Annotated in this window: 19 protein-coding genes and 3 pseudogenes; 19 read left to right on the top strand and 3 right to left on the bottom strand. The window is 59.5% G+C overall.

The window, feature by feature from the left end:
* The first annotated feature begins 105 nt into the window (after positions 1-105).
* From P1N55_RS19410 to P1N55_RS19400, 3 genes are all read left to right on the top strand, one after another.
* Positions 106-1,089, top strand: a complete 984-nt coding sequence (locus tag P1N55_RS19410; RefSeq protein WP_276278793.1) for an E2/UBC family protein — start codon at positions 106-108, stop codon at positions 1,087-1,089.
* Positions 1,090-1,214: 125 nt separating this feature from the next.
* Positions 1,215-2,930, top strand: a complete 1,716-nt coding sequence (locus tag P1N55_RS19405; RefSeq protein WP_276278792.1) for a HesA/MoeB/ThiF family protein — start codon at positions 1,215-1,217, stop codon at positions 2,928-2,930.
* Positions 2,927-3,139, top strand: coding sequence for a KTSC domain-containing protein (locus P1N55_RS19400; protein WP_276278791.1), 213 nt, complete (start codon positions 2,927-2,929; stop codon positions 3,137-3,139). Before P1N55_RS19405 ends, P1N55_RS19400 begins: the two co-directional genes overlap by 4 nt.
* 323 nt (positions 3,140-3,462) lie before the next feature.
* Here the strand turns inward: P1N55_RS19400 and P1N55_RS19395 are convergent, their stop codons facing one another.
* The 3 genes from P1N55_RS19395 to P1N55_RS19385 form a co-directional block, all read right to left on the bottom strand.
* Positions 3,463-4,428 (bottom strand): competence protein CoiA, encoded by a 966-nt coding sequence (locus tag P1N55_RS19395; protein WP_276278790.1) that lies wholly within the window; start codon positions 4,426-4,428, stop codon positions 3,463-3,465.
* Between the two features lie 68 nt (positions 4,429-4,496).
* Positions 4,497-5,582 carry a competence protein CoiA family protein gene (locus tag P1N55_RS19390; RefSeq protein ID WP_276278789.1) on the bottom strand — a complete coding sequence of 362 codons (1,086 nt, stop codon included), beginning with the start codon at positions 5,580-5,582 and terminating at the stop codon, positions 4,497-4,499.
* The gene (locus tag P1N55_RS19385) at positions 5,583-5,882 is read right to left on the bottom strand and encodes a helix-turn-helix transcriptional regulator (protein ID WP_276278788.1); all 300 of its coding nucleotides are present in this window, start codon (positions 5,880-5,882) and stop codon (positions 5,583-5,585) included.
* A gap of 136 nt (positions 5,883-6,018) precedes the next feature.
* Here P1N55_RS19385 and P1N55_RS19380 point away from each other — a divergent pair, with 136 nt between their 5' ends.
* The 16 genes and pseudogenes from P1N55_RS19380 to P1N55_RS19305 all read left to right on the top strand — a co-directional run bounded on the left by P1N55_RS19380 (position 6,019) and on the right by P1N55_RS19305 (position 24,757).
* Complete coding sequence (locus tag P1N55_RS19380; protein WP_004048632.1) at positions 6,019-6,186, top strand: DNA-binding protein; 168 nt, start codon at positions 6,019-6,021, stop codon at positions 6,184-6,186.
* A 75-nt stretch (positions 6,187-6,261) separates the two neighbouring features.
* Entirely contained in the window at positions 6,262-6,765 is a 504-nt protein-coding gene (locus P1N55_RS19375) for an exodeoxyribonuclease VII large subunit (RefSeq protein ID WP_276278787.1), read from the top strand.
* Positions 6,707-8,494, top strand: a complete 1,788-nt coding sequence (locus tag P1N55_RS19370; RefSeq protein ID WP_276278786.1) for a PAS domain S-box protein — start codon at positions 6,707-6,709, stop codon at positions 8,492-8,494. The genes P1N55_RS19375 and P1N55_RS19370 overlap by 59 nt, the downstream gene beginning before the upstream one ends.
* Before the next feature lie 150 nt (positions 8,495-8,644).
* Positions 8,645-9,286, top strand: a pseudogene (locus P1N55_RS20185) (DUF7504 family protein).
* 78 nt (positions 9,287-9,364) lie between these two features.
* Positions 9,365-10,417, top strand: a complete 1,053-nt coding sequence (gene xseA / locus P1N55_RS19360) for an exodeoxyribonuclease VII large subunit (RefSeq protein ID WP_276278784.1) — start codon at positions 9,365-9,367, stop codon at positions 10,415-10,417.
* A gap of 2 nt (positions 10,418-10,419) precedes the next feature.
* Positions 10,420-10,602 carry an exodeoxyribonuclease VII small subunit gene (xseB, locus tag P1N55_RS19355; protein WP_135822919.1) on the top strand — a complete coding sequence of 61 codons (183 nt, stop codon included), beginning with the start codon at positions 10,420-10,422 and terminating at the stop codon, positions 10,600-10,602.
* A 208-nt stretch (positions 10,603-10,810) separates the two neighbouring features.
* The gene (locus tag P1N55_RS19350; RefSeq protein WP_008580506.1) at positions 10,811-11,089 is read left to right on the top strand and encodes a hypothetical protein; all 279 of its coding nucleotides are present in this window, start codon (positions 10,811-10,813) and stop codon (positions 11,087-11,089) included.
* A 6-nt stretch (positions 11,090-11,095) separates the two neighbouring features.
* Positions 11,096-11,515, top strand: coding sequence for a hypothetical protein (locus tag P1N55_RS19345; RefSeq protein WP_008580508.1), 420 nt, complete (start codon positions 11,096-11,098; stop codon positions 11,513-11,515).
* A gap of 28 nt (positions 11,516-11,543) precedes the next feature.
* Entirely contained in the window at positions 11,544-13,277 is a 1,734-nt protein-coding gene (locus P1N55_RS19340) for a hypothetical protein (RefSeq protein ID WP_276278783.1), read from the top strand.
* Entirely contained in the window at positions 13,274-14,131 is an 858-nt protein-coding gene (locus P1N55_RS19335) for a hypothetical protein (RefSeq protein WP_276278782.1), read from the top strand. The genes P1N55_RS19340 and P1N55_RS19335 overlap by 4 nt, the downstream gene beginning before the upstream one ends.
* Positions 14,132-14,133: 2 nt before the next feature.
* Entirely contained in the window at positions 14,134-15,195 is a 1,062-nt protein-coding gene (locus P1N55_RS19330; protein WP_276278781.1) for a hypothetical protein, read from the top strand.
* Positions 15,196-15,201: 6 nt separating this feature from the next.
* Entirely contained in the window at positions 15,202-16,323 is a 1,122-nt protein-coding gene (locus P1N55_RS19325; protein WP_276278780.1) for a hypothetical protein, read from the top strand.
* The gene (locus P1N55_RS19320) at positions 16,307-18,541 is read left to right on the top strand and encodes a VirB4 family type IV secretion system protein (protein WP_276278779.1); all 2,235 of its coding nucleotides are present in this window, start codon (positions 16,307-16,309) and stop codon (positions 18,539-18,541) included. The genes P1N55_RS19325 and P1N55_RS19320 overlap by 17 nt, the downstream gene beginning before the upstream one ends.
* The gene (locus P1N55_RS19315; protein ID WP_276278778.1) at positions 18,534-22,358 is read left to right on the top strand and encodes an ATP-binding protein; all 3,825 of its coding nucleotides are present in this window, start codon (positions 18,534-18,536) and stop codon (positions 22,356-22,358) included. The genes P1N55_RS19320 and P1N55_RS19315 overlap by 8 nt, the downstream gene beginning before the upstream one ends.
* A pseudogene (locus P1N55_RS19310) lies at positions 22,355-23,238 on the top strand (DNA primase). Before P1N55_RS19315 ends, P1N55_RS19310 begins: the two are co-directional and overlap by 4 nt.
* A pseudogene (locus P1N55_RS19305) lies at positions 23,235-24,757 on the top strand (primase-associated protein). Before P1N55_RS19310 ends, P1N55_RS19305 begins: the two co-directional pseudogenes overlap by 4 nt.
* Positions 24,758-24,804: the final 47 nt, after the last annotated feature.

Here is a 24,804-nt window from a genome sequence, read left to right as displayed (position 1 = left end):
GGATTCTGTGATTTATGCGTTTGGTGCGGATTGTGCGCTCAATGCTGCTACTGATGGTAGAGTCCGCGTGGTGCTTAAGGGGATGACGCTGTTAGGCGAAAGTGCATGCAACCAACTGATCTCGAGGAAGCAACTCAGCATGCCCAAGACCGCTACCGAGGACTGAACGCTCAGCTCGAGTCTCTCGACGAAGGGACGGCCGACGACCTCCGTGCCGCACTCGAAGCCGCAGAGGACGCTATCGACGAGTCTCAAGACACCGACGAGAATCAATCCCGCTACGACGCGCTCCATCGGGCGGCCGACTACATTCAGTCAGCACAAGACGACATCGACACCCTCCAGGACGCGGCTGGGTTCGATGTTAGCTACGCCGAGGAACTCGAAGCACTCGAAGAGGCCATCGAAGAAGTCGAGGACGGTCTTGACGAGGCGCTCGAGGATGTTGATGAAGGTGATGGTGATGAGGACGACGAAGAGACTGACGGCTACGAGGTGACCGTCAGTGGGGAAACGAAAGTACTCGATCAGCAGTACATCGAGCCGATCGAACTGCTGCGCACGTTCGAGTACGATCCCAACCAGTACGTCCTCTACCCTCCAGACGAGGACGATCGAGTCCCCAAAGACAGCGACATCAACCTCGCCGAAGAGAACGTCTTCGACGCGATCCCCGTTGACACTGCCTACGGGAGCACCCAGCTCGACGACGTGCTCGCAGCGGACATCGAAGTCCTTCGAGAAAACCACGAGGTCGATGTCGATACCGAGGCCGAGGCGCAGTTCGTCCACGTCACCGTTCGGGACTACCAGATCCCGTCGGATGCCTACAGTGCGGACACGACAGACGTGATGATCCGCGTCCACGAGAACTACCCCCAGAAGGCTCCGGACTGGGTCTACGTCGACGAGGATCTCCGGCTTGAAGGAGGCGGCGAGCTTTCGGAAATCTCGCGACGACCAAGTCCGGGGCTGGTTGGCTCTTTCCTGGCACATCAACAAACTGGACGGTATCGAGTGGGAACCCTACGAGACCGATCTCGAGTGGTATCTGGAGACCGTCGCGAACGGACGACTCCGACAGGGTGACTGACGCGACCCCTCCCGCTGGCGATCACCCCTCCGATAATACATCTATGCAGGGACATGAGACTGACGGCAGCCGAGAGCGGGCGACGGGGAGCAAGTCACGAGTATCTCACTGGCTTCGCTCTGTGCTAGAAGACCCTGATCACGAGTGGCCGGTCGCTGACCGGATACGGGTTCGGATCCGAGGCTCCGACTACCAGCGGCTACGCGAGCACCTCGTACGTCCAGAGCAGAACTGTCCGAAAGAACATGCCGCCTATCTCGTTGCCGGTACACAGGAGTACACTCATCGTGGGCAGCGGGTCTTCGAGTATCTCATTCGAGAGGTTCACCTGCTGGATCGGGATGAATATCTCGACCAGTCGACCGGAATCGTCCGATTCGATCACACAACGATCCGGTCGATGATGCGGGGGAGCGAGACTGACCACCGGTATCTCGACGATATGGCCCTCCTGATGTGCCATAGCCATCCCCGCTCGAGCCAGCCGTGTTACTCGGGCACCGACGACGAGAACGAGCCGGCCCATATGGCGTCGCTGACCGGTCGAACTGCTGGTCCGCACGGAAGCCTCATCTTTGGCCAAGGAGGTCTGACCGGCCGGGCGTGGCTCTCTGACGTCCCGACGATCAGGCATGAGCCAATTACGGCCGCCGCGTCGCCGATTGATGAACTCGTTGTTATTCACGACCGTGAACTAGAGCGGATTCGGACGACGGATTCACGACTCCCTCCGGTTTCAAACGGTGACGACGAGATGCGCGACCGGCAGGCGTTGCTCCACGGAGACGGCGGTAACAATCGGCTACGGGACGCTCACGTCGCCGTAGTCGGTGCTGGTGGACTCGGTGCCCCAATAGTCCAGACGCTCGCTCACCTCGGCGTTGGCGAAATCACGGTCGTTGATCCCGACGTCGTGGAAGAATCCAACCGCTCGCGAATCGTCGGCGCACGCCCGGCCGATGCTGGTGATCCCAAGCGGACGCCCGACGAGGATGGTGTCGTCCCAGCTGCGTGGGCCGAGGCCGTCGACGGATGTGGAACACCCAAGGCGGAGGTCTTGGGCCGCGTTGTCTCCGATATTGATCCGTCGATCTACTATCACGGCATCCACGAGGAAGTACAGGCTCCGAGAGCTCTAGAACAGGTCGTCGCTGCAGACGTGATTGTCACTGGCACCGATACCGCCACGTCACGTCGATTCGTGTCGGAGGCTGCCCAGCAGTACCTTCGGCCACTGTTCAACGCAGGCACGGATATCGATGTTGACGACGACGCTGGACTCCGAAGCATCGCGACCAGCTTTCAGGTGTCCGGCGCGAACCGGGCGTGTCTGGACTGCTTGGATGCGATTAACGAAGATCGGATTGATGCCGAAGGCGAAGACGAAGACAATCTCGAGTACGGGCTTGAACTCGTTGCCGGAGAGCAACCGTCGGTCATCACGATCAATCAGGAACCAGTACAACGGTTGACGTTCGCTCTGCACCGGTTCCTCACGGGACTCCTCGCCGACCGGCACGGATTCCGAACCGGCACGTACAGCGCAACTTCAGACCGCCTTGTGAGCGACGCAGAGGCTGCTCCCGACTGCCAGTTCTGTAATGGGGCGTTCACAGCTGCCGGCGATCGTGGCGTTCCAATAGCGAAGACAGGACTCTATCGGACAACGCCGTCGACTGTCGAGACGGGGAGTGTCGCAGAACTGGGTCTCGATGCTGTCGTCGAGAAAGAGCCAGCCGAGGACAAGGCTGAACCTGAAGGTGCTGACTCGTCCAAAGAGGATAGTCTACTCGCTCGTATCAAGAGTACGGTAGCCCGCTATATCCCACAGCTATGAACCGAACACCCGTTTCGTCGAGTAACCTGAGAAGTGTCGGCTACGACCAGAGTTCAAACACCCTCGAGATCGAATTCCACGGTGGCCGAGTCTATCAATACTACAACGTCCCTAAGAGAATCTATCAAGGACTGATGGCGGCATCCTCTCACGGAAAGTATCACCATCGCCGAATCAAAGACGGCTATCGATATTCTCGGATTCGGTAGTGGGCCGAGTCTCAATCGAGCTTTGACTGGATTCTTCCGTTGATGGGATGAGCGACTGGTGTTACCATTACGGCGGAATCCAGCTTGTGTGGTCGCGGAGAGTAGTCTCGGGAGTCTCCATCGTCGCCCCGCACTTGGGGCAGTAATCTTCGATCGCATCCTCATTGTAGAGATAGTGATCACACTCGGGAGGGCTGGCTTGGAAATACACGTCATCCCAGTCGAGATCAGGCTCTCGACCGTAGAGACAGAATGAACTGTGTCCTGATCGCCCTCGGTGGTTCGTCACTAACCGAACAGGACAGTACATACACTCGCGGAGTTCAATCAACGGCTGGTCGGAATGGTTCGTCCAGAGCGTTTCTCGCCGCCCCCATTCGTGAAACCCCTTCGGCCCGGCAGCGCTCTATCTCAGGTCGTGTCGCAAGCAGTTTCTCTACCTGTGCGGACTGGTACTGGCTTCCTGCCCACTTCCAGAACGGGTCTCGGTCGTACTCCCGGACAATCACGTTCTTGAGCGCTTTCAGAGGAAAGTCGGGGCCGTGCTCGTCGCTCGCGGTGTAGGTGTAACTGCCGTCGGGTTCGTTAAGCCGGCGTAGCTCGCAACCCTGGGCAGTACAGATATCGTACGTAATCAGGTCATCCTGTCCGCGGGGATGGGCATAGGGCGGCACACGCTCCCACGCGTGTTCGCCGTCGTAGAGCAGCACTTGGCAGTTCGTAAATCGGCTCGCTTTGCTCGTTCGTTGGGCGTATCCAGAACCGTCATCTTGCTCAAATTCGGCACCGATTGTGTCGTAGTTGAACGTATCGAGAAGGACTGTTGCCGCGCGTATCCAGACGACCGAGTACTCTGCGGCCAAGTAGTCATGCGTCACCTGATGGACGTCCTTGTCCTCGTGACTGTGCTGTACCTCAACGGCGAGACCTTCCCCGAAATAAGGGTTCCAATCATCAAAGGTCGCGAGTGCGTCGGCCCGGCGTTCGGTCACAGGTGTCGGCACCTCGGACACGTCGACGTCCACCTCCGTCTCAATGCGGGCGTTTTCTCCGAATTGCTGGTGCAGAGCGACCTCAACACGGGCGACTGCGCGTTCGTGGGTCTCCGACTCGCCACCATTCGAGCAACGCTGGCTGGCGTCATCTGATACGTGGTAGAAATGTCGAGACTTGCCCGGCGCCGATCGTGGGTACATCGTCCCGCCGCATACCGGACAGGTGACGGCTTCTCCATCGTCGATAATGGCGGGGACGACCGGACGACCGTCACGACGACCGCGGAAGGGCATACCGGCAAAGAACATCTCGGTAAGCAAATAATCTCTCCCAGTCGTAGGTCAGTGCAAGACGGAATTGGTTAGAGCGGGTCCTCGAGTCCGCAGGAGATACACCGCATGCAGCCGTCTTCACGTTCCCAAATGTGGTCACAGTACTGGGGGTCCGTGGTCGTCATCTCAGAGAAGTCCTCGAACGGATCATTTGAGATGGTCTCCTCTCCGTTGTGCTCTTTGAGACGGGCCCCACACCGGCACCGATAGCGGTTCTCTCCTCGCGGCTCCCAGACGTGTTGATGGTCTTCTTTCTTCTTCTCCTTTTCTCGCTGTTCAAACGCTGCTTGAGCAGCTCTGTCAGAAAGATCGGAGTTTGTCTTGATGGTCGACTCATCGTAGATATACTCCTCTACCGTAGTGTCTTTCCAGCGCTCAAGCCGACAGTGTTTACAGAAATCCCGGTCGTGGAGGTCACTCCCTCCGTATTTCCAGGTATGGTCACAGTCCGGATTTGGGTCGGAGAAAGTTAGGGAGTCACCGTTCACGAACCGCTCCAGATACTCCTCAGGAGGATCTACCTCTGGAGGGTCTGCCCACGAAGCTGCGAAGGCGGCCTCAGCCCGTTTGTCGAATGCGACGACCATCTCCTCAATACGGAATCGGTCGTTCGTAAAATCGTCAGGGCTGGCCCAGTAGACGCTATATCCGGCCGAGAGATAGTCGTGCGTGACCGCGTACAGGTCTTTGTCTTCGTTTGCGTATTGTACCTCAACGATCAATCCACGCCCAAGGTAGTCGTTTGTGTCATCAGCGGGAAATTCGACGAGGGCATCTGCTCGGCGAGAATCAGTGAGCGTCGGCGTATTGGGGACATCGACGGTGACCTCGGGTCCACAACGGACATATTGGTCAAACCGCTGCCGCAACGCTGATACTGCGAGTGATTTCATCTTTCGATGCGGATCCGACTCTCCTCCGGAGCAATTGGCCGTCGAATCCCCTGAGCCCGCAGTAACGTGATAGAAATGGCGGGCGCGGCCATCATCAAATGGGCCCCGTGGTCGCATCGTTCCGCCACAGGCTGGACACACGACGTCAGTACCGTCCTCTACCTCTTCAGGAAGAACTGTTCCTCCCTCCTCGCCTGTAGAAGACTGTGCGATAAATGGCATCTAGGTCGACGGAGCGACTTCTTCTGTAGACTCGATATATTCGTCTTCCCACTCTCGACGTGCCTCAATTTCGCGGGAGCCTCGTTGCGTTAGCGAGTACAGATTGGTTCGCTTGTCGAGTTCGCCTTTCTTGAGGAGCCCTTTCTCGACGAGGTCGTCGAGATTCGGATAGAGCCGGCCGTGGTTGATCTCCTGTTCGTAGTAGTCGTCGAGTTCGTCCTTTACTGCGAGCCCGTGTGGTTCCTCGAGCTCGGCGATCACGTACAAGATGTCCCGCTGGAACCCAGTTAGATCGTGCATCCGTCCGTTCCCTATTTTTGAGGGGTGGCATATGTTCTCTCTGGTGCTCAAAGGCCATTATTCGATACAACGAGGTGAGAACCCGGCGTGGGAACTTCGAACCTTTATATGGTGGACAAGAGAAATCCGCGATGGAATGTCTGACCTCATCGTCAAAGCAGCCGTGAAGGACGCACTTTCGGACCACAACGTCTCGGCAGATTTCTACGACGCCCTCAATGAAGAGGTCGCCGAACTGCTCGACGACGCCGCAGAGCGTGCCGAGGCCAACGACCGGAAGACGGTCCAACCCCGCGATCTGTAGGCCTGCGTAACGCAGCCCACCCCGGCACTCGAACGTAGCTTTTTGAGGTTCCTGTTCAGAAGTTAGGAAACGGAGATGGCGGACGCACCGGATACCGAACGGCAGGCGGTCGAACCCGATGCGAGAGAGGTCCTTAGCGTGTCCCAGCTAAACGACCGGATCGTGTCGGTCGTCCAGGACACGCCTGCCCTCAACGGCGTCCGCTGTATCAGCGAAGTCACTGCTCGACATCAAAACAGTGCGGCCCTCTACTTCACGCTGACCGACGGCGACGCCGAGCTTCCCTGTATGCTCTGGGCGAACCGCTATCGGAAGATGGATGTTGACCTCGAGGACGGAACCGAAGTTATCCTCGAAGGCGATATCGACTACTGGACTGAGTGTCGATATACAGAATTATTGACACGTAGATATATAAATACCGTCCTTGCTGGTGGCTCGCCAAATCCGAGTCTTCAGCGCTGTGAACGCTGTTCAGTTCTTCACCATCCTTATTTGTGTGCTATGTCTCTGCATGGATATGTCTGCTACAGGTACCGACATCGATATCCTCTTTCGTCGTGTTCAGGATATCGCTGATATCGGTGTCTGGGAGTATGATCCACAGTCCGAATCCCTCAGCTGGTCTGTTGGTGTCCATCAGATACACAACGTTGACGAGGGGTACGAGCCGACCTTGGAGGAGGCAATCGATTTCTATCACCCGGACGACCGCGACGTGATCAAAGACGTTGTGAATCGAGCGGTTGAACAGGGAGAACCGTACGATCGTGAACTACGTATTGTTCGCCCTGACGGCACCGTTCGAGACATCCGTGCTCAGGGCGAAGTCAATACCGACGAAAACGGGGAAACCACGCTTGTTCGGGGCGTGCTGCATGATATTACTGAGCGCAAACAGCGGGAGCGAGAACTCCGACAATTCAGAGAAGCCGTTGAGCACGCCGCTCACGCCATCTATATTACCGATACCGACGGGACAATTGAATACGTAAATCCAGCATTTGAGGAGATCACGGGTTACACTGCCGAGGAGGCAGAAGGTGAAACCCCCGCTATTCTCAGTTCAGGAACGTACGACGAGTCCTTCTATGCAGACCTTTGGGAGACCGTTCTTGCAGGAGACGATTGGGAACACGAAATGATCGATGAACGGAATGACGGCCAGAAGGTCATTCTTGACCAAACGATTGCACCAATCCAAACTGAGGATGGTGATGTAGAGGGATTCGTCGCGATCAATCGGGACATCACCGAGCGGAAAGAGCAGGAAGAGCAGCTCCAGATCTATGAGTACGCCTGTAATTCAGCTCTCAGTGGGATTGCAATTGCAGGTCTGGACGGCGAGTTACGGTCGGTGAATCCTGCATTCTGTGAGATGTGGGGTTTTGCTGATACCGAAAACGTGTGTGGGAGACCAGTCACCGAGTTCTGGAGTGAGCCAGAAGCCGCCGCAGAGGTTGTCGCCACGATCCAAGAAACCGGAAGCTGGGAAGGAGAACTCCAGGCCGTCCGACAAGACGGAACGACGTTTACCGCTTACTGTTCGGCCAGCTATGTGGAAAATGATGCCGACGAACCAATCGCCTTGATGTCCTCGTTCGTCGATATTACCGAGCGTAAGAAACAAGAACGGAAATTGAGACAGGCCAATGAAGAACTCGAGATGTTGAATCACGTTGTTCGTCACGATATTCGCAACGACATGGCGGTGATTCTCGGCTGGGCCGAATTACTCGAAGAGCACGTTGACGATGCCGGGTCAGATCATCTTGAGAAGATTCTCACAAGTGGTGAGCACATTGTCGAACTCACTGAAATCGCTCGTGATTATGTCGAGACAGTAACGAGCGAGGAAACTGTTGAAATCAGGCCCACACCATTACGGTCAGTTCTGGACACAGAACTCACTCTCCGGCAAGAGTCTTATCCAGATGCAGACATTAACACGGTCGGATTGATTCCGGATGTCGAAGTGCAGGCCAACGAGATGCTGTCATCTGTGTTCCGAAACCTGTTGAATAACGCTGTACAGCACAACGACAAAGACAGGCCTGTCGTCGAGGTAATGGCTGAAGAAGACGCCGACAACGTAGAAATTAGAATCAGGGACAACGGTCCGGGTGTCCCTGAGAGTCGGCAAGAGACAATTTTCGGGAAAGGGGAGCAAAGCCTCGAGAGTAGTGGGACAGGGATCGGGCTCTACCTCGTTCAGATGATCGTAGAACAATATGGAGGGGATGTCGCGGTACGGAATAACGATCCAGAAGGAGCAGTGTTCACTCTGAGACTCCCCAAAGCGAATTGATTCATTTGCCCTCGCAAGTCAGGCCATGGTATCTTTCAATATCATTTTCTCCGTCAGCTCAACATCTCGAACGCCGGTTGTAGCATCTTGAGAGTATTTAGCGGGTGTAAGATGTGACTCGAAATATTGATAAATCTACTATTGGCACGCATGGGTTTGGCTGTCACCGGCACCAAGTTCGGTGCCCTCTTTCACGGAGAAGAAGGGGATACCTCAAACGTGCTCCTTCTTGTGCCTTCATTATCTGCTGCTGGAGATGATGCCTGTATGAATCTGCTCACACTCACCGACATTTCTAACGAGAACGTCCTTTCAGTCACCTTTACGCAGCCAGCACAGGACCGTCTTGAACTCTGGCAGACCCACGTTGGCGATGGTCTTCCGGCACAGGCTGGGATCGTTACAGTGGGGGAACAAACTGAGTCAACCGGTACTCAACAAACAGCTACACTACAGCCGCCAGGATCTGTTTCGATCGACGTTATTTCTGACCCTACCGATCTGACCGGCCTTGGGATTACACTAACAAATTACCTTTAGGTGTGGGCCAAAAATCAAAACCAGACTGTCATCTGTTTCCATTCGTTGACAGCGCTTATTCAGTATGCAGACCTGCAGCGCGTCTTTCGGTTTCTACACGTTCTGACGGCACGGATTGATTTGATCGACGCTGTCGCACACTTCCATATGGATCCAGGGGCACACGACGCTCAAACACGGAATACGCTGGTACAGCTCTTTGACGCAGTCATCAATATCGGCGAGGATGGCGAACAGACAATCAAGCAGTAATCGGCTGCACCACAAAATTCTGGTAAGGTTATTTATGGTGTGCCTTTGAAGATCCTGTTCGGAATATAGAAGAGGTGAATGGCGGATTCATCGGACACTGAACGGCGGGCGGCCGATCAACACGCTACTAGTGTTCTCAGTGTTACAGAGCTAAATGAGCGGATAACATCGGTTGTTAAGGACACCCCCGCACTCCACGGTGTCCGCTGTATCGGAGAAGTCACTGACCTCCACCAGAACAGTACGGCGCTCTACTTCACGCTCACCGACGGCGACGCCGAACTCCCTTGTATGATCTGGGCGAACCGTTACCGGGAGATGGACGCCGACCTTGAGGACGGGACCGAAGTCATCCTCGAGGGCGATATCGACTACTGGGTCGAAGGTGGGAAAATCGACCTCAAACCGTGGGAGGTGATCGTCGTCGGCGACGGCGACCAAGCGGCTGCCGTTGAGCGACTGCGAAGCGAACTCGAAGAGCGTGGCTGGTTCGACGACGAGCAGAAACAGCGCCCGCCGGCGTTTCCAGAGCGGGTTGGGGTCGTAACCTCCCTCCGTGGCGATGCCCGGTACGACATCCAGAACGCGATCCACGGACAAGACCCCACCGTCGACATCCTGGTGAAGGACGCGACCGTCCAAGGGTCGGAGGCGCCGACGTCCATCGCGAACGGCATCCACCATCTCGACCGCTCGGAGGACGTCGACGCCATCATCGTCGGTCGGGGCGGTGGGAGCGATTCGAACCTCCAAGCCTTCAACACCGAGCGGGTTGCGGAGGCGATTTTCACCGCGAATACCCCGGTGGTCACCGCGATTGGACACACCGATGACCGGCTCATCGCGGATCAGGTGGCGGACGTCGCGACGATCACGCCGACCGCCGCCGGAGAGTATATCGTGAATTCCCGCCAAGAGTTCCTTGCGAGTGAGATCGAGCCGCTGGAGCAACAGCTCGACGCCGCGTACGAGACCTTCCAGCAGGACCACGAACACGAACAGGAGCTCGCCGAAGCAGTCGATGAAGCGACCGCACCCGAGGGCCTCCCACCGATTTACTACAAGGTCGCCATCGTAGTGCTGCTGTTGCTGTTGTTGGTCATCACCGGACTTTGGCTGGGGGTGATCTAACCGTGGCAAACGACTCCGAAATCCACGATCGACTGAGTCGCGTCGAGGAGATCATTGAACAGCTCGACGCGGACGAATGCGACCTCGATGAAGGTACAGCCCTCCACGAGGAAGGGGAGGAACTCTTGGCCGAAGTGCGAGAGATCCTCGACGAGGGGAGCGGCGAAGTTGTGGAGCTCGAGTAAGCGATCTGATTCTCAGCTTTAACCAACAGACTCCCCACCGCACTCGGCAGGTGTTGGTTAAGCCTTTTCTACGAGACCAACAAGTAATTTGGTTATAATTTACCCAACAAATTTGCAGTTATTGCTGGCCAGAAAGCATTTAGGTATCATCCAACTACCGCGCCAATATGTACCGTGACTCAACCGGTGCATACCCATACCCGCATGTATGATTACGAGGTCAGTCACCATCGAGGACATCGATGACCTGTACCTGATGTGGAACGACCACATCAACGCTTCCGCCCTCTATCGCCGCGCCCTCCGCGAGGAAATGGAAGTCCGCGGTGTTGACCCCGATGAACTCCGCGACCTCCTCGAACGGGCCCGCGAGCAGGGCTACACTCTCGACGAGATCGCAGAAGACACCAACCGGTTCGACGACCTCCAGTCGCTCGTCGAAGAGCAACAGAACCAGCCACCAGCTGGAGACGCCACAGATGATTGACTCGCTATGTCACAGGATCAGACTCCCTCCGACCCTGAGCCTAGCGTCGAAAACCAGTCACCGCTGACCGGGAAGATCCCTCGACAGGCAGCGCTCACTGTCGTCCTCCTGAGCCTGTTCGCTGTCCAGCCGGTTGCCGCGCAGAGTAACGCTGTCTGTAGCGCAGACAACCTCCCGAGCATGATTGAAGGGTTCTTCCAGCTGACCACCGCGCTGGGGATCGTCGGCCTCGCCATCGTCTGGCAGGCTGACTCCCTCATCGAGATGTTTACCCTCAATCCCGAGCAGAAGAAGGGGCTGAAGCGCCACAAACGGTCGGCGATGAAGTCCGCGGTCGTCCTCGTCGTGCTCGGCCCACTGTACACCGTCGCCGGGTCGATGATGGGCCTCCCGCTGGCGCAGTGCGTCGACCTCGTCCCCTGGTAACCACTCCGCAGTCCCCGTTGCGAGCCCTATGAACCATCGAGAGCTCTCCGTGCTCATGGCCGGTTTGCTCGCGACGAGCCTAGTCACGGGTATCGTCGCCGCTGACCCGCCGCGACCAGGTACGGAAGGGAACGGGCTCACGGAAAACGAGTCGGCAACGCTGTGGTCACGTGATGCGGACAACTACATCACTCAAGAGGAGTACCGCCAGCGCTACGGCGAGAACCGCTCCGCTGTCCATCAGGTCGCCAACGGAACGGACGTTACGTTCAAACGACCGCCGGCGACTGCGGCGACGTGGACGCGGAACGACTTTGAGGACCTCGACGCCGGCGGCCCAGATACGTCCGTACATCCACCGCACGCGGACCTCGAGGAGGGCGTCTTCATCGAAGATGCTCACGCGACGATCTTCGCGGTCCAGCCCTCTACTCGTGGCCACCTCGAGTCCGGTGAAACCCCACTCTACATCGCGCCGAGTGGGACGATGCGCGGGTTCGTTGATTACCGCGTTCGCGTCCCCAACGGGAGTTCCTCCGGCAACACGACTATCTCGTGGTCGCTCACGGAACACGAGATCGAAGAAGTCCGGTTGAAGAAGGACGGCGAGACCATCGCCGAGCGTGACGGAGCCCATACGCCTGCCCTCGACTACCAGATCGAGGACGACTGGAGTGCGAATCTCACGCTGGAAGCGGAGATTAGCGTCCGGCTGAAGAAGACCGTCAGGACCGACCTGGGTGACCGGACGGACGTCGACGTCACCTATCGGACGGAATCACGCAACGTCTCCGATTCGATCGCCGTCGAGATCTACGACCTCTCGGCGTACCCCTACTACGCCGAGTATCCGAACGGCGATGCCGGCGTAGCCATCTTCCAGTCGCGGCCGTGGCAGGGGTACACGCTCACGGAGGACGGTGAGGCACGGGTCCGTGGCATCTGGCGGTTCTACACCGCTCGGAACACCAACTGGGACACACTCGTTCGGTCGAACCGGACTACTAGTGCGACCGTTCAGTCGGACGCGATTCCGGTGTACGTCCACGCCTATCCCTCGCGGATCGGGCCGCGTGCCGAGCCGGTTCGAGACGGACCGGAGCTCATCGAGACCTGGGGGACTGACCGCCCGTCTCCGGTCGGCACCATCGGTGAGAACATCAATATCGACATCGTCAACCAGTCGTACACGACGACGTACGGCGTCGCCGTTCGAGCCGAGAACGTCGACCGAGAGGCGCTACACGTTGCGGGCATCGTCCGGGGCGTGAATGCGTCAATCGTCGATCCGGATGCAGGGTCCGAGCGACAGCTCCGCCGCAGTAATCTCACTGTCGAGGTCATCCAACAGAATCAGTCGCAAGCCACGCTCAGGGTCGAACTGCGGGACAATCAAACTGGTGCGCCGATTGCGCTCGACGATAGCCGTCAGTATCCAATCGGCGGCACCACCCGAAACGGGTACATCACGGTCGCGGATCAGCGCGTCGAGACCAACGCCTCGGGAGTGGCCATCGTGACCATCGACGAACCGGGCATCTACACGGCTCGGTACCATCCGGGCTCGTGGCTCGGTCACGACCCGGCGTACGTGAGCGATACCGCGACGGCCCGCTGGCACCCACTAGGGACGATCGACGGCTGGTTTGCGCTGGTGTTCGAGGTCTGCTGGCAGCTCCTGCCGTTCTTCGTGATGTTCTACGCTGGCAAGCGCCTCCTGCGGATGCTCGGCCCAGAAGACATCTTCGGACAGAAACCATGACTCAGGACAATCCCCACCTTAGTAGACGGACCGCCCTCCGAACAGTCACCGGCGCCGCTCTCGTGAGCATGGCCGGCTGTCTGGATGGCAACGGAAGCACCGGTCCTAACGGTAGTTCAAGTCCAGAAAATGAATCTGGTGTGTTCCAGCAGGTAACTGTTGAAGGAACAGAACTCATAGTCCAGTTCGATTCGGATTCGGAGTTCGACCAGATCAACCTCATCCAACCGGACGGCGAACTGTTCGGACAGCGGGAGGTCGCTGCAGGTTCCCAACAAGTCTCATTTGATCTCGGCACAACGTACGCTCCTGGCGAGTACGAAATAGTAGCCCTCAGCGGTGAGGAAACAGTTGGTGAAAGTTCGCTTTCTGTCAAGCCAAACCTCGGGATCGTCGAGATGGGCATCGGTAGAAACCAGCCTGAAGAGATGTGGGATGGATCAGAAAGCGAAACCGAAGAGGAGGCCTTCGTCACCCTCGAAAACCAGGGAACTGGCCCCGATGCAGTTACAAAATTGCTCTTCATCGGTGATGTCCCCTATCCGTCCGACGATGAGGGGACGAACTATGTCGATGATGAAGACGTAAGCGGGATTTACGACCCGGAATCCGACTCCGAGGTCGAGCAGGTCATTATCGCGCCCGAAGAACAAATTACGCTCTATAGTTCACGCTCGCCGTTCGCCTTCGTTCCTGGGGCAGGCACGTCCTGTTCGGAGGAATCGAAGACCGGTGAGTTTGAACTAATACTCGAGACGCGAGTTGGCGGGGACCGAGTCACCAAAACGTACCGTATCCAATATTCAGCGTCCCAAGAACCCGATAACTGCGAAATTTCCATCAGTGAGGCTTAACCATGGTTGATCTAATCGACGTCGTCCTTGAGGGATTCAAAGAGGTCGTCGATTGGATTGTCGGCCTCTTCATGGATGGCCTGCGTTCCGGCTATGAGACCCTCACCGAGGAGATGTTCGGGACACCAACGCCGGAGACAGATGGGGCATTCGTCTTCGGAGAGCCCAGCAATGCTCCTTGGCCGTCAATTCAGGACGCGCTTGTCGGTGGAGAGATCATGTTGATCTCGCTGCTTCTCCTCGTGATGTGCGTTCAGGGGCGTCACACGATCCGTATATTCAATATTGGAAGTGCATACGAGGCCAGGCGCACCAAGAAAACAGCTTGGGTCGGCGCGTTTCTGATTATCAGCTGGTACTGGGTCAGTATTCTTGGACTCTACATAGTGGACGGGTTCACTATCGCCCTGATGCCGAGTCTGGGTTCTCTGGGCGATGCGATGCTCAACTTGCTCGAAGTTTCAATCACAAACCCTGGGCTTTCACTCGTATTCGCACTGATTGGAGGGCTCTCAATGTGGGCTTTGGAGGCACTCTACTACATTCGCGAAGTCTTGCTCTACGTCTACGTGTATGGTATGCCGATTGCGTTCGCGCTGGCCTACGGAAACGTCCCCGTGCTCTCGGATATCGCGATGGGGTTCAGTAAGAAATTCGTCCCGTTAGCGGTCCTACCTCTGCCTGCAGCGGTGGTGTTCAAAGGATACGACTTGCTGTACTCTCAGAACGCCATCGCTCCGAGTAGTCCGTTTTTGCGGTATCTAGTCGCGGCATCGCTCCCGCTGATCGCACTCTACCTAACCTGGAAGACGTTCAAATACGCGACCCCACTCACGGCGAAGGTTCTCGGTGGTGCGACGAAAGGAGCGGCCCTCATCGGCGGTGTCGCCGCTGGAGCCTACATCGGCGGCGCCGGCATCGCCACGACCGCGGCCCGGTGGGGACCGAAGGCCGCAGCGGGACACGCTGTAGCGCAGAAAGCAGCAGCCCGGGGCGCGAATAGCGACGAAGACAGCGGGACGCCGTCCTACCGGCGGACCGAGAACGACCCTGGAGGTTACTAACAATCCATGTCCATCGACGAAGACGCAGCCGCACGGCGTATCATGGACCAGTTCGGTGAGGAGAGCCGCATCCCCTACCTCAACATCGAGGAAGGCGACGTCGGCGTCCTGATCGCCTTCCCGATCGTCGGCCTGTTCATCGCTGGCCTCACCGGCATCGAATCACTCGCCCTCCCGTTTGTCGCAGGTGGGTTCGGGTTCGGCGTCGCGATCGTCTACGTCTCGCCCGACCACCTCAACGCGTGGACGTGGACGAAAGACGTCTATCGCTACGTCAAGCGCCCCCAGATCACGTTCAGCGCCCCGGAGGAAGCCGACAGTAGTACCAATGAGACAGAGCGCAACGAGGGCGGGCTCGCGAACTACACGCCATTCAAGCCCGACGAGCGGACGCAGGACCTCACGAATATCGAGCGGGCGTGGCCGGGCGCTGGCGCGATCCAGCGCGCGGACGGCACGATGGAGGCGTTCATCGAGATCGACCCCGGCAACATGGACTTCGCGATGTCCGACAACTGGGCACAGCTCCAGGACGCCGGCGAAGAGTTCGCCAACAAGGAACTGGATTCGAAACTCAAACTTCACGCCACGACCCGTTCGTTCCCGGTCGAACAGATCACCGAGAACATCGAAGACCGCCTGAACGACGAGGACGTCAAAGAAAATCCGATCTTCCGGGAACTCCTCGAGGAGTATCGGGAGACGCGGCCGAAGGAGATGCGAGAACGGGGCATCCAGCAGGTGCGGTACTACATCGGCGTCGAGGTCACCCCGCTGGAGGTCTACGACCGCTACCGTGACGAGGGGACGCCGGCTGAGAAGCTGACGCAGTTCCCCGTCATCGGGTTCCTGTTCAACCCGTTCGTGACCCGCCGCGAGGATCTCACCGACGTCGAGCGCCGCGCACAGATGTTCGAGAAGCTGGATAGCCGGGTCAACGATGTGCGGTCGGAGTTCATCCAGCAGGCCTCCGGGTGGTCCGCACGCCGGCTCAGCACGGTCGAACTCTTCGTGTTGAATATGGACTTCTGGAACGGCCGCGAACACGAGTACGACGACGCAGAGAGCGTCGTTCGCGAACAATCCATCATCGGCCACTCGCGCCGGGAGGATGACCACGATGCGTAACCTCGTCCTCCAGACGGGCAGCGGAGCCGTCGGCCAGCTCACAGAGTGGCTCACGAATCCGACCTCAGCTGAAGGGGCGGCCCTCTACATCCTGCTCGCGGTACTGGTCGGTATCGGCGGGAAACTCCTCTGGGACTGGTACACCGACGACGACGAGGAAGAGGTCGAGTTCTCGGACCTGCTCGACGAGGAGACCATCGAACAGGGCGCGGCCGAACGCCAGCTCCTCGACGACATCGCTGAGTCACACAAGACGGTGACGGCGCCAGCGGCAATCGAGTGGGAAACGCGCGCGGCACGGGTCGGCGAGCAGTGGACGACGACGCTGTACATCGCTGACTACCCCGACTACCCCAACGACGGCTACCTCTCCGAGCTCTTCGAGATGACGGACGTGCAGTTCGATTTGACGGCCCACATCACGCCGAAGAACCAGGAGCGGGCGCGGAACGAACTGCAGGATATCGCTGACGACCTTCAGGTCGACGCTGACCTCGAACAGAGCGTGCGGAGTGCCTACCTGCAGGAGCGCGCCAACGAGGCCGCAGCGACGTACAAGGCCGTCGAGAACGGCGCGAATGTCTTCGACCAGGGGATGTTCATCACGGTCCGGGCCGACGAGAAGGAGGACCTCCGCGACGCCGTCCAGAAGGTCAAGAGCGCGCTCCGCGACGACCCGGCGAACCTCACGCCGAAGACGGCGATCTGCCGGCAGGATCTCGCCCTTCAGTCCGCCGCACCCATCGGTGACAACGAGTTCGGGCGGACGTCGATTGCGCTCGGCGGCGCCGTCGGCGCGCTGCTGTCCTCGCCGCACAACGCGACGATCCTCGAGGAGGGCGGCGTCGAGTTCGGGATTCACAAAGACAACCAGAGCCCGGTCGTCATCGACCCGTTCGCGCGGGACAACGGGTACGCGATGTTCACCGTCGGCGACACCGGCTCCGGGAAGTCGTTCAGTTCGAAACAGAACTTCATCCGGTCGATCGAGCAGAGCAAGGACCGTATCGGCATCATCCTCGAGCCGTTGAACAACTGGGCCGGCGTCGCCGAAGCCCTCGACGCCAAACGCATCACGGTCGGCGGGACGCTTGGCCTCAATCCCCTGGAGATTCGAGAGACGCCCGAGCACGTCCAGCGGGCGATGGGCGAGGACGCAAGCCCGTTCAACGAGAAGCTCGACGACGCGATGAGCTTCCTGACGAACTTCTTCGCGCTCCGCGGCATCTCGCTGGGCGACCGCCGGACGACGCTGGAACTCGGGCTCAAGCGGGCGTACAAGCGCAACGGGATCACCGACGACATCTCCACGCACGACAACCCGAACCCGACCATCCGGGACATGATGGACGTCTTCGAGGACATGGTCGATGAGCCCGAGGAGTTCGTTGTCCGGTCCGACGAGGAGGCGGGGAAGATCAAGGAGGACGCGACGTGGCTCCTCGACCAGCTCCGCCCCTTCGAGGACGACGGTCGGCACGCCAACCTCGGCCAAGCATCGGACTTCGACATCCGCGACGAGAAGGTCATCTACCTCGACCTCGCCCAGCAGGAAGGCAGCGTTGACAGCAGCACGGCGCTGACGATGCAGTTGCTCATCTCCCTGGTGTACGAGCGGGCGAAAGTCTCGGAGAAGGAAGTCGTGTTCTACATCGACGAGGCGCGCTACATTATGCAGGACGCCGCGAGCCTGGCGTTCCTCGAGACGGTGTTTCGTCATCACCGGCATCACGACCTCTCGATTCGGCTGGTCACGCAGACCGTCGACGAGTTCTTCGAGCACGCCGAATCCGAGGCGATCCTGGATCAGTGTGCGGTCAAGCAGTTCCACCGCCTTGACGGGATGGACGAGGAGTGGGCCGACGAGTTCGGATTGAACTACGCGCAGATGCGGTTCGTTCAGGACGCTGTCCCCGGCAACGAGGACGCCGGCTTCTCCGAGGCGCTGGTGGGCGTCGACGGCGAGTGGCGCGGCATCCAGGTCAAAGCGATGCCCAAGGAGAAGCAGGTCATCGACTTCGACCCGACTTCCCAAGTTCGGTCCTCGCTACCCGGCGCTGGCGATGAGGCCGTCGAGACCGAGATGCAGGAGTTCCAGGAAGAGCTCGAGCATCGAGCAACGAACGGAACGGACGAAACGAGCGAACTGAACGAGGAATCAGACGCCGTCGAAGCTGAGCCAGACGGCGGGTCAACGGAGGAGACCAACGATGGCTGAGTACCTGCGCGTCACACCGACATCCGAGCGACTTGACCCGGAGAGCATCTCCCGCGTCCTCGACAGTCTCCACAAGCTGACCACGCCCGGCTCGTCGGGCCTCGGGGCGAAGCTGAACCCGCTCCACAGTGAGACACCACCCCGATTCGAGTTCCTCGCGATCAGTGATGGCCCGGACGACCCGGTAGAGTTCTTCTACGGGGCCGATGCGCACCTCGATACGCTCGAGAAGCGCCTCCGTTCCATCTATCCAGCCACGTTCGACATCGAGCGCGTCGACGTCGACGTCGCTGCCCGGCTCATTCAGCCAGTCGAGTTCACACCGGAGGAATTCGCCGAATACTACGAGGCCGGGCGGCTGCAGTACGAGTTTGGCCCGGCAGAACAGTACGGCATCGTCGACGAGGAATCAGTGGACTCCGAGTCAGCCGAAGCAGACCCCGTTGTCGACGGCGGTACGGCATCCACGAGCGTCCCCGATCATCACGTGACTGTCGGGGACTCAGCCCTGGAACTAGCGCCGCCCGATGCACTTCCAGACGACGAGGAAGAGCGACGGGCCATCGAGAAGCCGACGATGACACCGGCGGGAACGATTCTGGCTCGCCCGGCCCAAGACGCTGTCTCGCCGCTCGGGGTTCGGTGGTGTGGCGCCGCGTCGCGGAAGCAGGACTGGATGACCTCGCTGACACCGTTCACGGCAGAGGAAACGAACGGCGATCTCTCGTCCGTCGACGAACCGGGCGCAGCGCTGGCGTCGCTGATCGACCACTTGATGGAGGCGACAGCGCCGACCGCGTTCCAAGTCGTCTTCCAACGGCGTGCTAGCTGGCAGTCCGACGCGGAGGTGCGGAAAGAGGACCTCGTCGACGGCCGAGATACGTTCTTCCAGGAGGTCGTCGGGTCGTTGCTCGAGGTCGAGGAGCAGCGGAGCGACCAGGACGACCGACAGCTCAGCGAGGCCGTCCAGAAGCGGATCGAGTACATCGACGCGAAGAACGCCAAACGGTCGTTCACGGTCAACATCCGAGCCGTCGGCGTCCCCACCGACGACACCCGCGACGACCTCGATGGCCGGATGGACTCGCTCCTCCCCGTGTTCGACCCGCTCGATGGACCGTTCTACGAGGTCGAGGGACAACGCCTCCGGGACAGCGGCTTCCGTGAGAAGACGAAGGAGAAGAAGGCACGGGCCGCTCTCCAGCGCCTCCTCAATCGCGAGTTGACGACGGGCCGGGGGAAGACACGCCCCGAGCTGGTCCTCTGTGGGACGGAGCTCGCGAACTTCGTCCTCGTCCCCTCCTCCGAACAGCTGACCGTCGAAGGGACGCGGGGAACCAGAGCCGAACAGCAGAGTCGGAACCCGCTCCCGTGGCCGAATCCGGATCTGATCCAGCAGTTCCAAGACGGGATGGCCATCGGCTACGCGCTCGACGAGAACGGCGAGCCGCGGCCGGATCCCATCCGGATCCCGCCGGACCTGTTGCCGACGCATTACGGGCGGTTCGCGTCGACTGGTGGCGGGAAGTCGAAGGCCATCATCAACGACGCGCTCTCGCTCCGTGAGACGACTGGTGGCCCCGTCGTCCTCGTCGACCCGAAGGGCGACGGGATGTGTGAGAACTACCTGCGCTGCCACTACGAGCGGTTCAGTGGCCTCGACGACGTCTACCACTTCCGCGTCCCGGAGACAATCCCCGCGTTCTCCTTCTTCGACATCCGGCCTGCGCTCGAGGCGGGTCGCAACCGAGAGGACGCGATTCAGGACAAGGTCGACCACTTCCACGACATCCTCCGGATGATTATGGGCCGCGAGCAGTACGGGCAGGCGTTCGTCGCGAACGAGATCCTCAGCTACCTGATTAAGGCGCTGTTCGACGAGGAGTACGGGAGCGACGTGTTCGGCTTGGACGACCTCTTCGCCGCCGCGCTCCGGATGCAGCGCGACCAGACGATTCCCCCGGTCTCAGCGGATAACCAGAACATCGAGGAATCGCTGACGCGCCACTTCGCGAAGGACAACCACCAGTTCCAGGTGTCGATGGACGCCGTCGGGAACCGCCTCGACAAGCTCAAAGAGGACGCGCATCTCCGGCGGATCTTCAGCCACGTCCCCGAGCAGAATGACGCCGGCGAGTACGTCGACAACCGGTTCGACTTCCGCGAGTTCCTCGATGAAGACGCCACGATCATCTTCGACCTCGGCGACCTGCGGCCGGAGGCCCAGCGAGCGATCACCCTACTACTGTTGAGCAATCTCTGGGACGCCGTCCAGGTGCGCCGGCGCGACGGTCAGACCGACTACGAGAAGCTCACGAACCTCATCATCGAGGAGGCGGCACCGGTCGCGTCGACGAAGCTCGTCTCCGAACAGCTCCTGCCGCAGGGCCGGTCGTTCGGCCTGAGTATGGGACTCGTGATGCAGTTCCCCGAACAGGTGCGGAATCGGAACGAGCGGGCCTATGACGAGGTGCTGAACAACATCAAGACGAAGCTCATCGGCAACATCTCGATCGAGCGCGACCTCGCGGAATCGCTTGCCCACGAGGACCTCAGCCCGACCGAACTCCGCAACCGAATCAACACGCTCCCAAGTGGCGAGTGGATCGCCCAACTCCCGAGTCCGTCGTTCGGAGAGACTGGGCCGCCGCCGTTTTCGCTGAAGCCGCTGCCGATTGCGCCGGGGCATCCAGAAAGCGACCAGCCGCTCACAGAGCCCCAGGAAGACCATTTCGAGTCCGTGTCCCGGCCACGGATGGTCGAGCGGACACAGGCCCAGTACGGGCTGACAGAGCCGACTGAGTCGACCACTTCCCCAGAGGAGACTGGCTGGGGGAGTTCGGGGGGTGAGACGACGGGCTCGGCTGCCGACGGCGATGCAGCGACCGACCCGACGCAATCCGCGTTCATCAGCGAATCGACGACCGAGGACGCATCGACGTCGACCACCCAGCCCGAGACGGACAGCGACCCAGATGCAGACGAGTCAGAAATAAGCCCCCTGTTCGGGCAGGCCACCGAGACGGACGAGGAACCAACTGGTTACCAAGCAACACAGCCGGAGAATGGGGCAACACCCGTTCAGGAAAGTAGCGTGCCCGTCCCCGATGACGAACTCCAACAACGCGGGCTCAGTCGAGACAACGTTCGGTTCCTGAATCGGGTCCTCGACGTGATGAATCGAGAGGACGACGAGTACACGCTACTGGACAGGATGAGCCAGCTTCGGGACGAATACGACGACCTCCATGTGGAGCGGCTCACGGAGCAGGACCTCCTGGAAGCGGACTCCGCGGCGGGGCGCAAGTACTACACCGTCCTCCCGGACGGTCGAGACCTCCTCGGGAAAGAATTGAAGACGGGGCCAGGAGCGGGGGATCTCGGCGAGAAAACGCCACACAAGGTTGGCGTCCGGCTCCTCGAGCTGTGGCTCCAGCAGCGGGACGACGTCTGTCGCGTGGAGCCGTACTACGAAACCGAAGACGGCACGGTACTGGACGTGGCCGGCTTCGACGAGGACGGCGAGCTTGTCTGGGCCGGCGAAGCAGAGCTCGCGAGTAACAACCGGCACGCCCCGGTCGAGGATTACGACAAACTCAGCGCGGTGGACGCCGACGCAATCTGGGCCTTCAACAATCGCGAGACGGCGCTCGACGTCCTGGATAGCCTTGCCGACGCCGATCGGATCGGCGAGCGGGTCAGCGGGCGGGCGGCACGGTCGTTTGCGACCATCAGAGACGCCGTCGACGAGTTCGATGCTGCGGGCCTGACCACCGTTCGGGGCTTCAAAAATCTCGATCAAGAACTCAACCAATGACCTGGCGACAGGCGACCCGCGAGGAGATTTACGCCTACTACGCCGAAGAATTCCCCCGCTATCTGGATGACCTGCCGGAATTCATCACGGCGACCGGCCCGAAACAGTACGCCATCGCCTTCCGAGAGCCCCACCCAGTGCGCAAAGACGAGGTGCCTGACAAGGACTTCATCCGGCGAGATACGTGGCAAACAGATCCATCGGGGACCGAACGACGCACGAGTTCGACGACTTCGAGGACGTCGTCGAGTTCATTCGACACCCCGCTCGCAACGACCCGCTGGGGCGGAGCGAGTTCGCGCTTGCTGATCCGGAGGTGCTGGAGAAACCGGACCCACGGCCCGACGCCGTCTACTACGCGCTGGATCACTGGGAACGACCGTGGGTCCTCCTCGTCGACATCGACGCCAAAGAGATCGCCCGAGACCGAGCGGACGAGATGGTGTCGGCGGCCGTCGACGAACGGGACGGCGATGCGCTTCTCGATGCGGCAGGAATCCTCGACGCCGATCCAGCGGGGTATCCGTACGCCTTCGAAGACATCGACCGCGCCATCGAGTACGGGTTCGAGGTGCGCGACATCTTCGAGGACGATTTCGACGCCGAGGAGACGATGGTCGTCTACAGCGGGCAGGGGGTCCACGTCTACCTGCTGGATACCGACCCGGCGCACCGATACGACGAGCAGAGTCGCGAAGTGTTGAACGACCTCCTCCTCGAGACATACGACATCCCGATCGACCCCGTCGTGACGGCCGATCGCCGGCGTGTCGCTCGCCTGCCCTACTCGCTGCACGCCGATGTCTGTAGCATCGTTCAACCAATCGAGAGCCCGGCGTTCGACGTTCGGTCGGCGACACCCGAGGTGATCGACGAATGAGTTCGAGTACGCCCACCGACGACGAAGACATGGCGTATCGAGTTGCGGCACTCCCCCTGGAGTACGGTGAGACCCGCATCAACCAGTGTTTACGCGTGGATACAATCGATACGTCGTCGACGGTGAGGACCAACCCGAGGACCTCGTGAACGACATCGAGCGGTTCGGGACGGCGGCGTTCAAAGAGCAGGTTCGTGCCGATGCTGCCGAGGAGCCGTTCGTCGACGAACCGGGGACGCTTGCCGTGCTCGCGACGCTGAGCGCGATCTGTGTGAAAGAGCACCCGAAGTTCGAGCACGCGTCACCACGGAACATCCAGGTGCTCTACGATATCCGGGAGCTGTACGTCAACAATCTCGCCTCCCTCATCCGCGCCCACGGCGATGGATCACTCCAGCAGGACATCGCCGACGTGCTGTACAGCAAGGAGCCCGGTGAGGATGGCCCACATCCGGGTCGAGTCTGTACGGGTATCACGGAGATGCCGGAGTTCGGGGAGGGCCTCTACCTCGAAATCCCGATGGCGGCGGCGTCACGCAAATGTCTCGTTCGAGCGGAGAGCGAGTCATCGACGGGGAATGACGGCGGGGAGATACTGACGCGAGTGAAGGACAACAACCTGTACGTCCCGGTCGGTGATTTCGACAGCAAGTATCGGGACTACGCTGAGCGGGCGTTCAAGAAGCTCCTGCGGGTGCAAGAAGACGGACTCTCCGACGACCAGCTATCGTGGCTGACCACGAACGAGTCGGCGATCACGGAGCGGATCGACCGCTTCCTCGAGACCGGCCATCACGAGCGAATCTGGCGGAACTGGGACCGTGGGGAACGGACGATCCGCGTCCTTCGACGGGCCCTAAGTGATGCGCCCGACGACGTCGCGCAAAAGGGCGATTTCCACACAGCGAAAGAGCTCTATCGAGCGGTTACGGCGTACGATGCCGAGGATGACTGGGAATCCTCTATAACGGGCTGGATATCGAGTCCGAGCAGTCTCGCGAAGACGCTGGCCGACCACGAGTCCCACTCGGCCGTCACGATCGACCGCGACGGGCGCGTCAATACGTACCGAATCGGGCGAGCCGGAACCGGCGCCGAACAGATCGAAGTGCGAGAGATCGAGGACCTCTTCGAACTCCCCTGTATGGCGAATATGGAGGAGCGGCTACACGAGAAGAAGCCCGTCCGGAAGGACCTCTACAACTTCGCGCGGATGGTAATGTGGCTGCCGCAGTACCAGGACAGCAGCCTCGACGAGATCGTCGCGGACCTCAAGGGCGTCTTCTCCCGGTGGCCGTGGTACGATGAGCAGGAGACCGAGTACCAGGTCCGCTACGAATTCTCGAACACGATCGACGGTGACACGCCGTTGCCGATGAACTGCGACAATGACGATCTACAGCGCTACTGTATCGGCCAGGATCAGTGTCCCTACTCGATCTGGGGCAGTCTTCCGTTCCCGGATGAGATGTACGAACAGGTTGAAGAGGAATCAACTGGTTCTGTTGAGCAATTCTGAATTATAGACTCTCCCGAATATGTGGAACCCTTAGATATTGATTGGTT

It is taken from the genome of Haloarcula regularis, assembly GCF_029338315.1.
Taxonomy (GTDB): domain Archaea; phylum Halobacteriota; class Halobacteria; order Halobacteriales; family Haloarculaceae; genus Haloarcula; species Haloarcula regularis.
Note: the sequence above shows the minus strand (reverse complement) of the source record. Positions and strands in the feature narration are given on the sequence as shown.

What these genes read in the sequence shown, in the direction of transcription:
- P1N55_RS19325 (WP_276278780.1), top strand. Translation starts at nt 15,202, where the DNA reads ATGTCCATCGACGAAGACGCAGCCGCACGGCGTATCATGGACCAGTTC.
- P1N55_RS19390 (WP_276278789.1), bottom strand. Translation starts at nt 5,582, where the DNA reads ATGCCATTTATCGCACAGTCTTCTACAGGCGAGGAGGGAGGAACAGTT.
- P1N55_RS19340 (WP_276278783.1), top strand. Translation starts at nt 11,544, where the DNA reads ATGAACCATCGAGAGCTCTCCGTGCTCATGGCCGGTTTGCTCGCGACG.
- P1N55_RS19315 (WP_276278778.1), top strand. Translation starts at nt 18,534, where the DNA reads ATGGCTGAGTACCTGCGCGTCACACCGACATCCGAGCGACTTGACCCG.
- P1N55_RS19375 (WP_276278787.1), top strand. Translation starts at nt 6,262, where the DNA reads ATGGCGGACGCACCGGATACCGAACGGCAGGCGGTCGAACCCGATGCG.
- P1N55_RS19330 (WP_276278781.1), top strand. Translation starts at nt 14,134, where the DNA reads ATGGTTGATCTAATCGACGTCGTCCTTGAGGGATTCAAAGAGGTCGTC.
- P1N55_RS19350 (WP_008580506.1), top strand. Translation starts at nt 10,811, where the DNA reads ATGATTACGAGGTCAGTCACCATCGAGGACATCGATGACCTGTACCTG.
- P1N55_RS19395 (WP_276278790.1), bottom strand. Translation starts at nt 4,428, where the DNA reads ATGCCCTTCCGCGGTCGTCGTGACGGTCGTCCGGTCGTCCCCGCCATT.
- P1N55_RS19385 (WP_276278788.1), bottom strand. Translation starts at nt 5,882, where the DNA reads ATGCACGATCTAACTGGGTTCCAGCGGGACATCTTGTACGTGATCGCC.
- P1N55_RS19345 (WP_008580508.1), top strand. Translation starts at nt 11,096, where the DNA reads ATGTCACAGGATCAGACTCCCTCCGACCCTGAGCCTAGCGTCGAAAAC.
- P1N55_RS19335 (WP_276278782.1), top strand. Translation starts at nt 13,274, where the DNA reads ATGACTCAGGACAATCCCCACCTTAGTAGACGGACCGCCCTCCGAACA.
- P1N55_RS19370 (WP_276278786.1), top strand. Translation starts at nt 6,707, where the DNA reads ATGTCTGCTACAGGTACCGACATCGATATCCTCTTTCGTCGTGTTCAG.
- P1N55_RS19410 (WP_276278793.1), top strand. Translation starts at nt 106, where the DNA reads ATGCAACCAACTGATCTCGAGGAAGCAACTCAGCATGCCCAAGACCGC.
- xseA (WP_276278784.1), top strand. Translation starts at nt 9,365, where the DNA reads ATGGCGGATTCATCGGACACTGAACGGCGGGCGGCCGATCAACACGCT.
- P1N55_RS19320 (WP_276278779.1), top strand. Translation starts at nt 16,307, where the DNA reads ATGACCACGATGCGTAACCTCGTCCTCCAGACGGGCAGCGGAGCCGTC.
- P1N55_RS19380 (WP_004048632.1), top strand. Translation starts at nt 6,019, where the DNA reads ATGTCTGACCTCATCGTCAAAGCAGCCGTGAAGGACGCACTTTCGGAC.
- P1N55_RS19400 (WP_276278791.1), top strand. Translation starts at nt 2,927, where the DNA reads ATGAACCGAACACCCGTTTCGTCGAGTAACCTGAGAAGTGTCGGCTAC.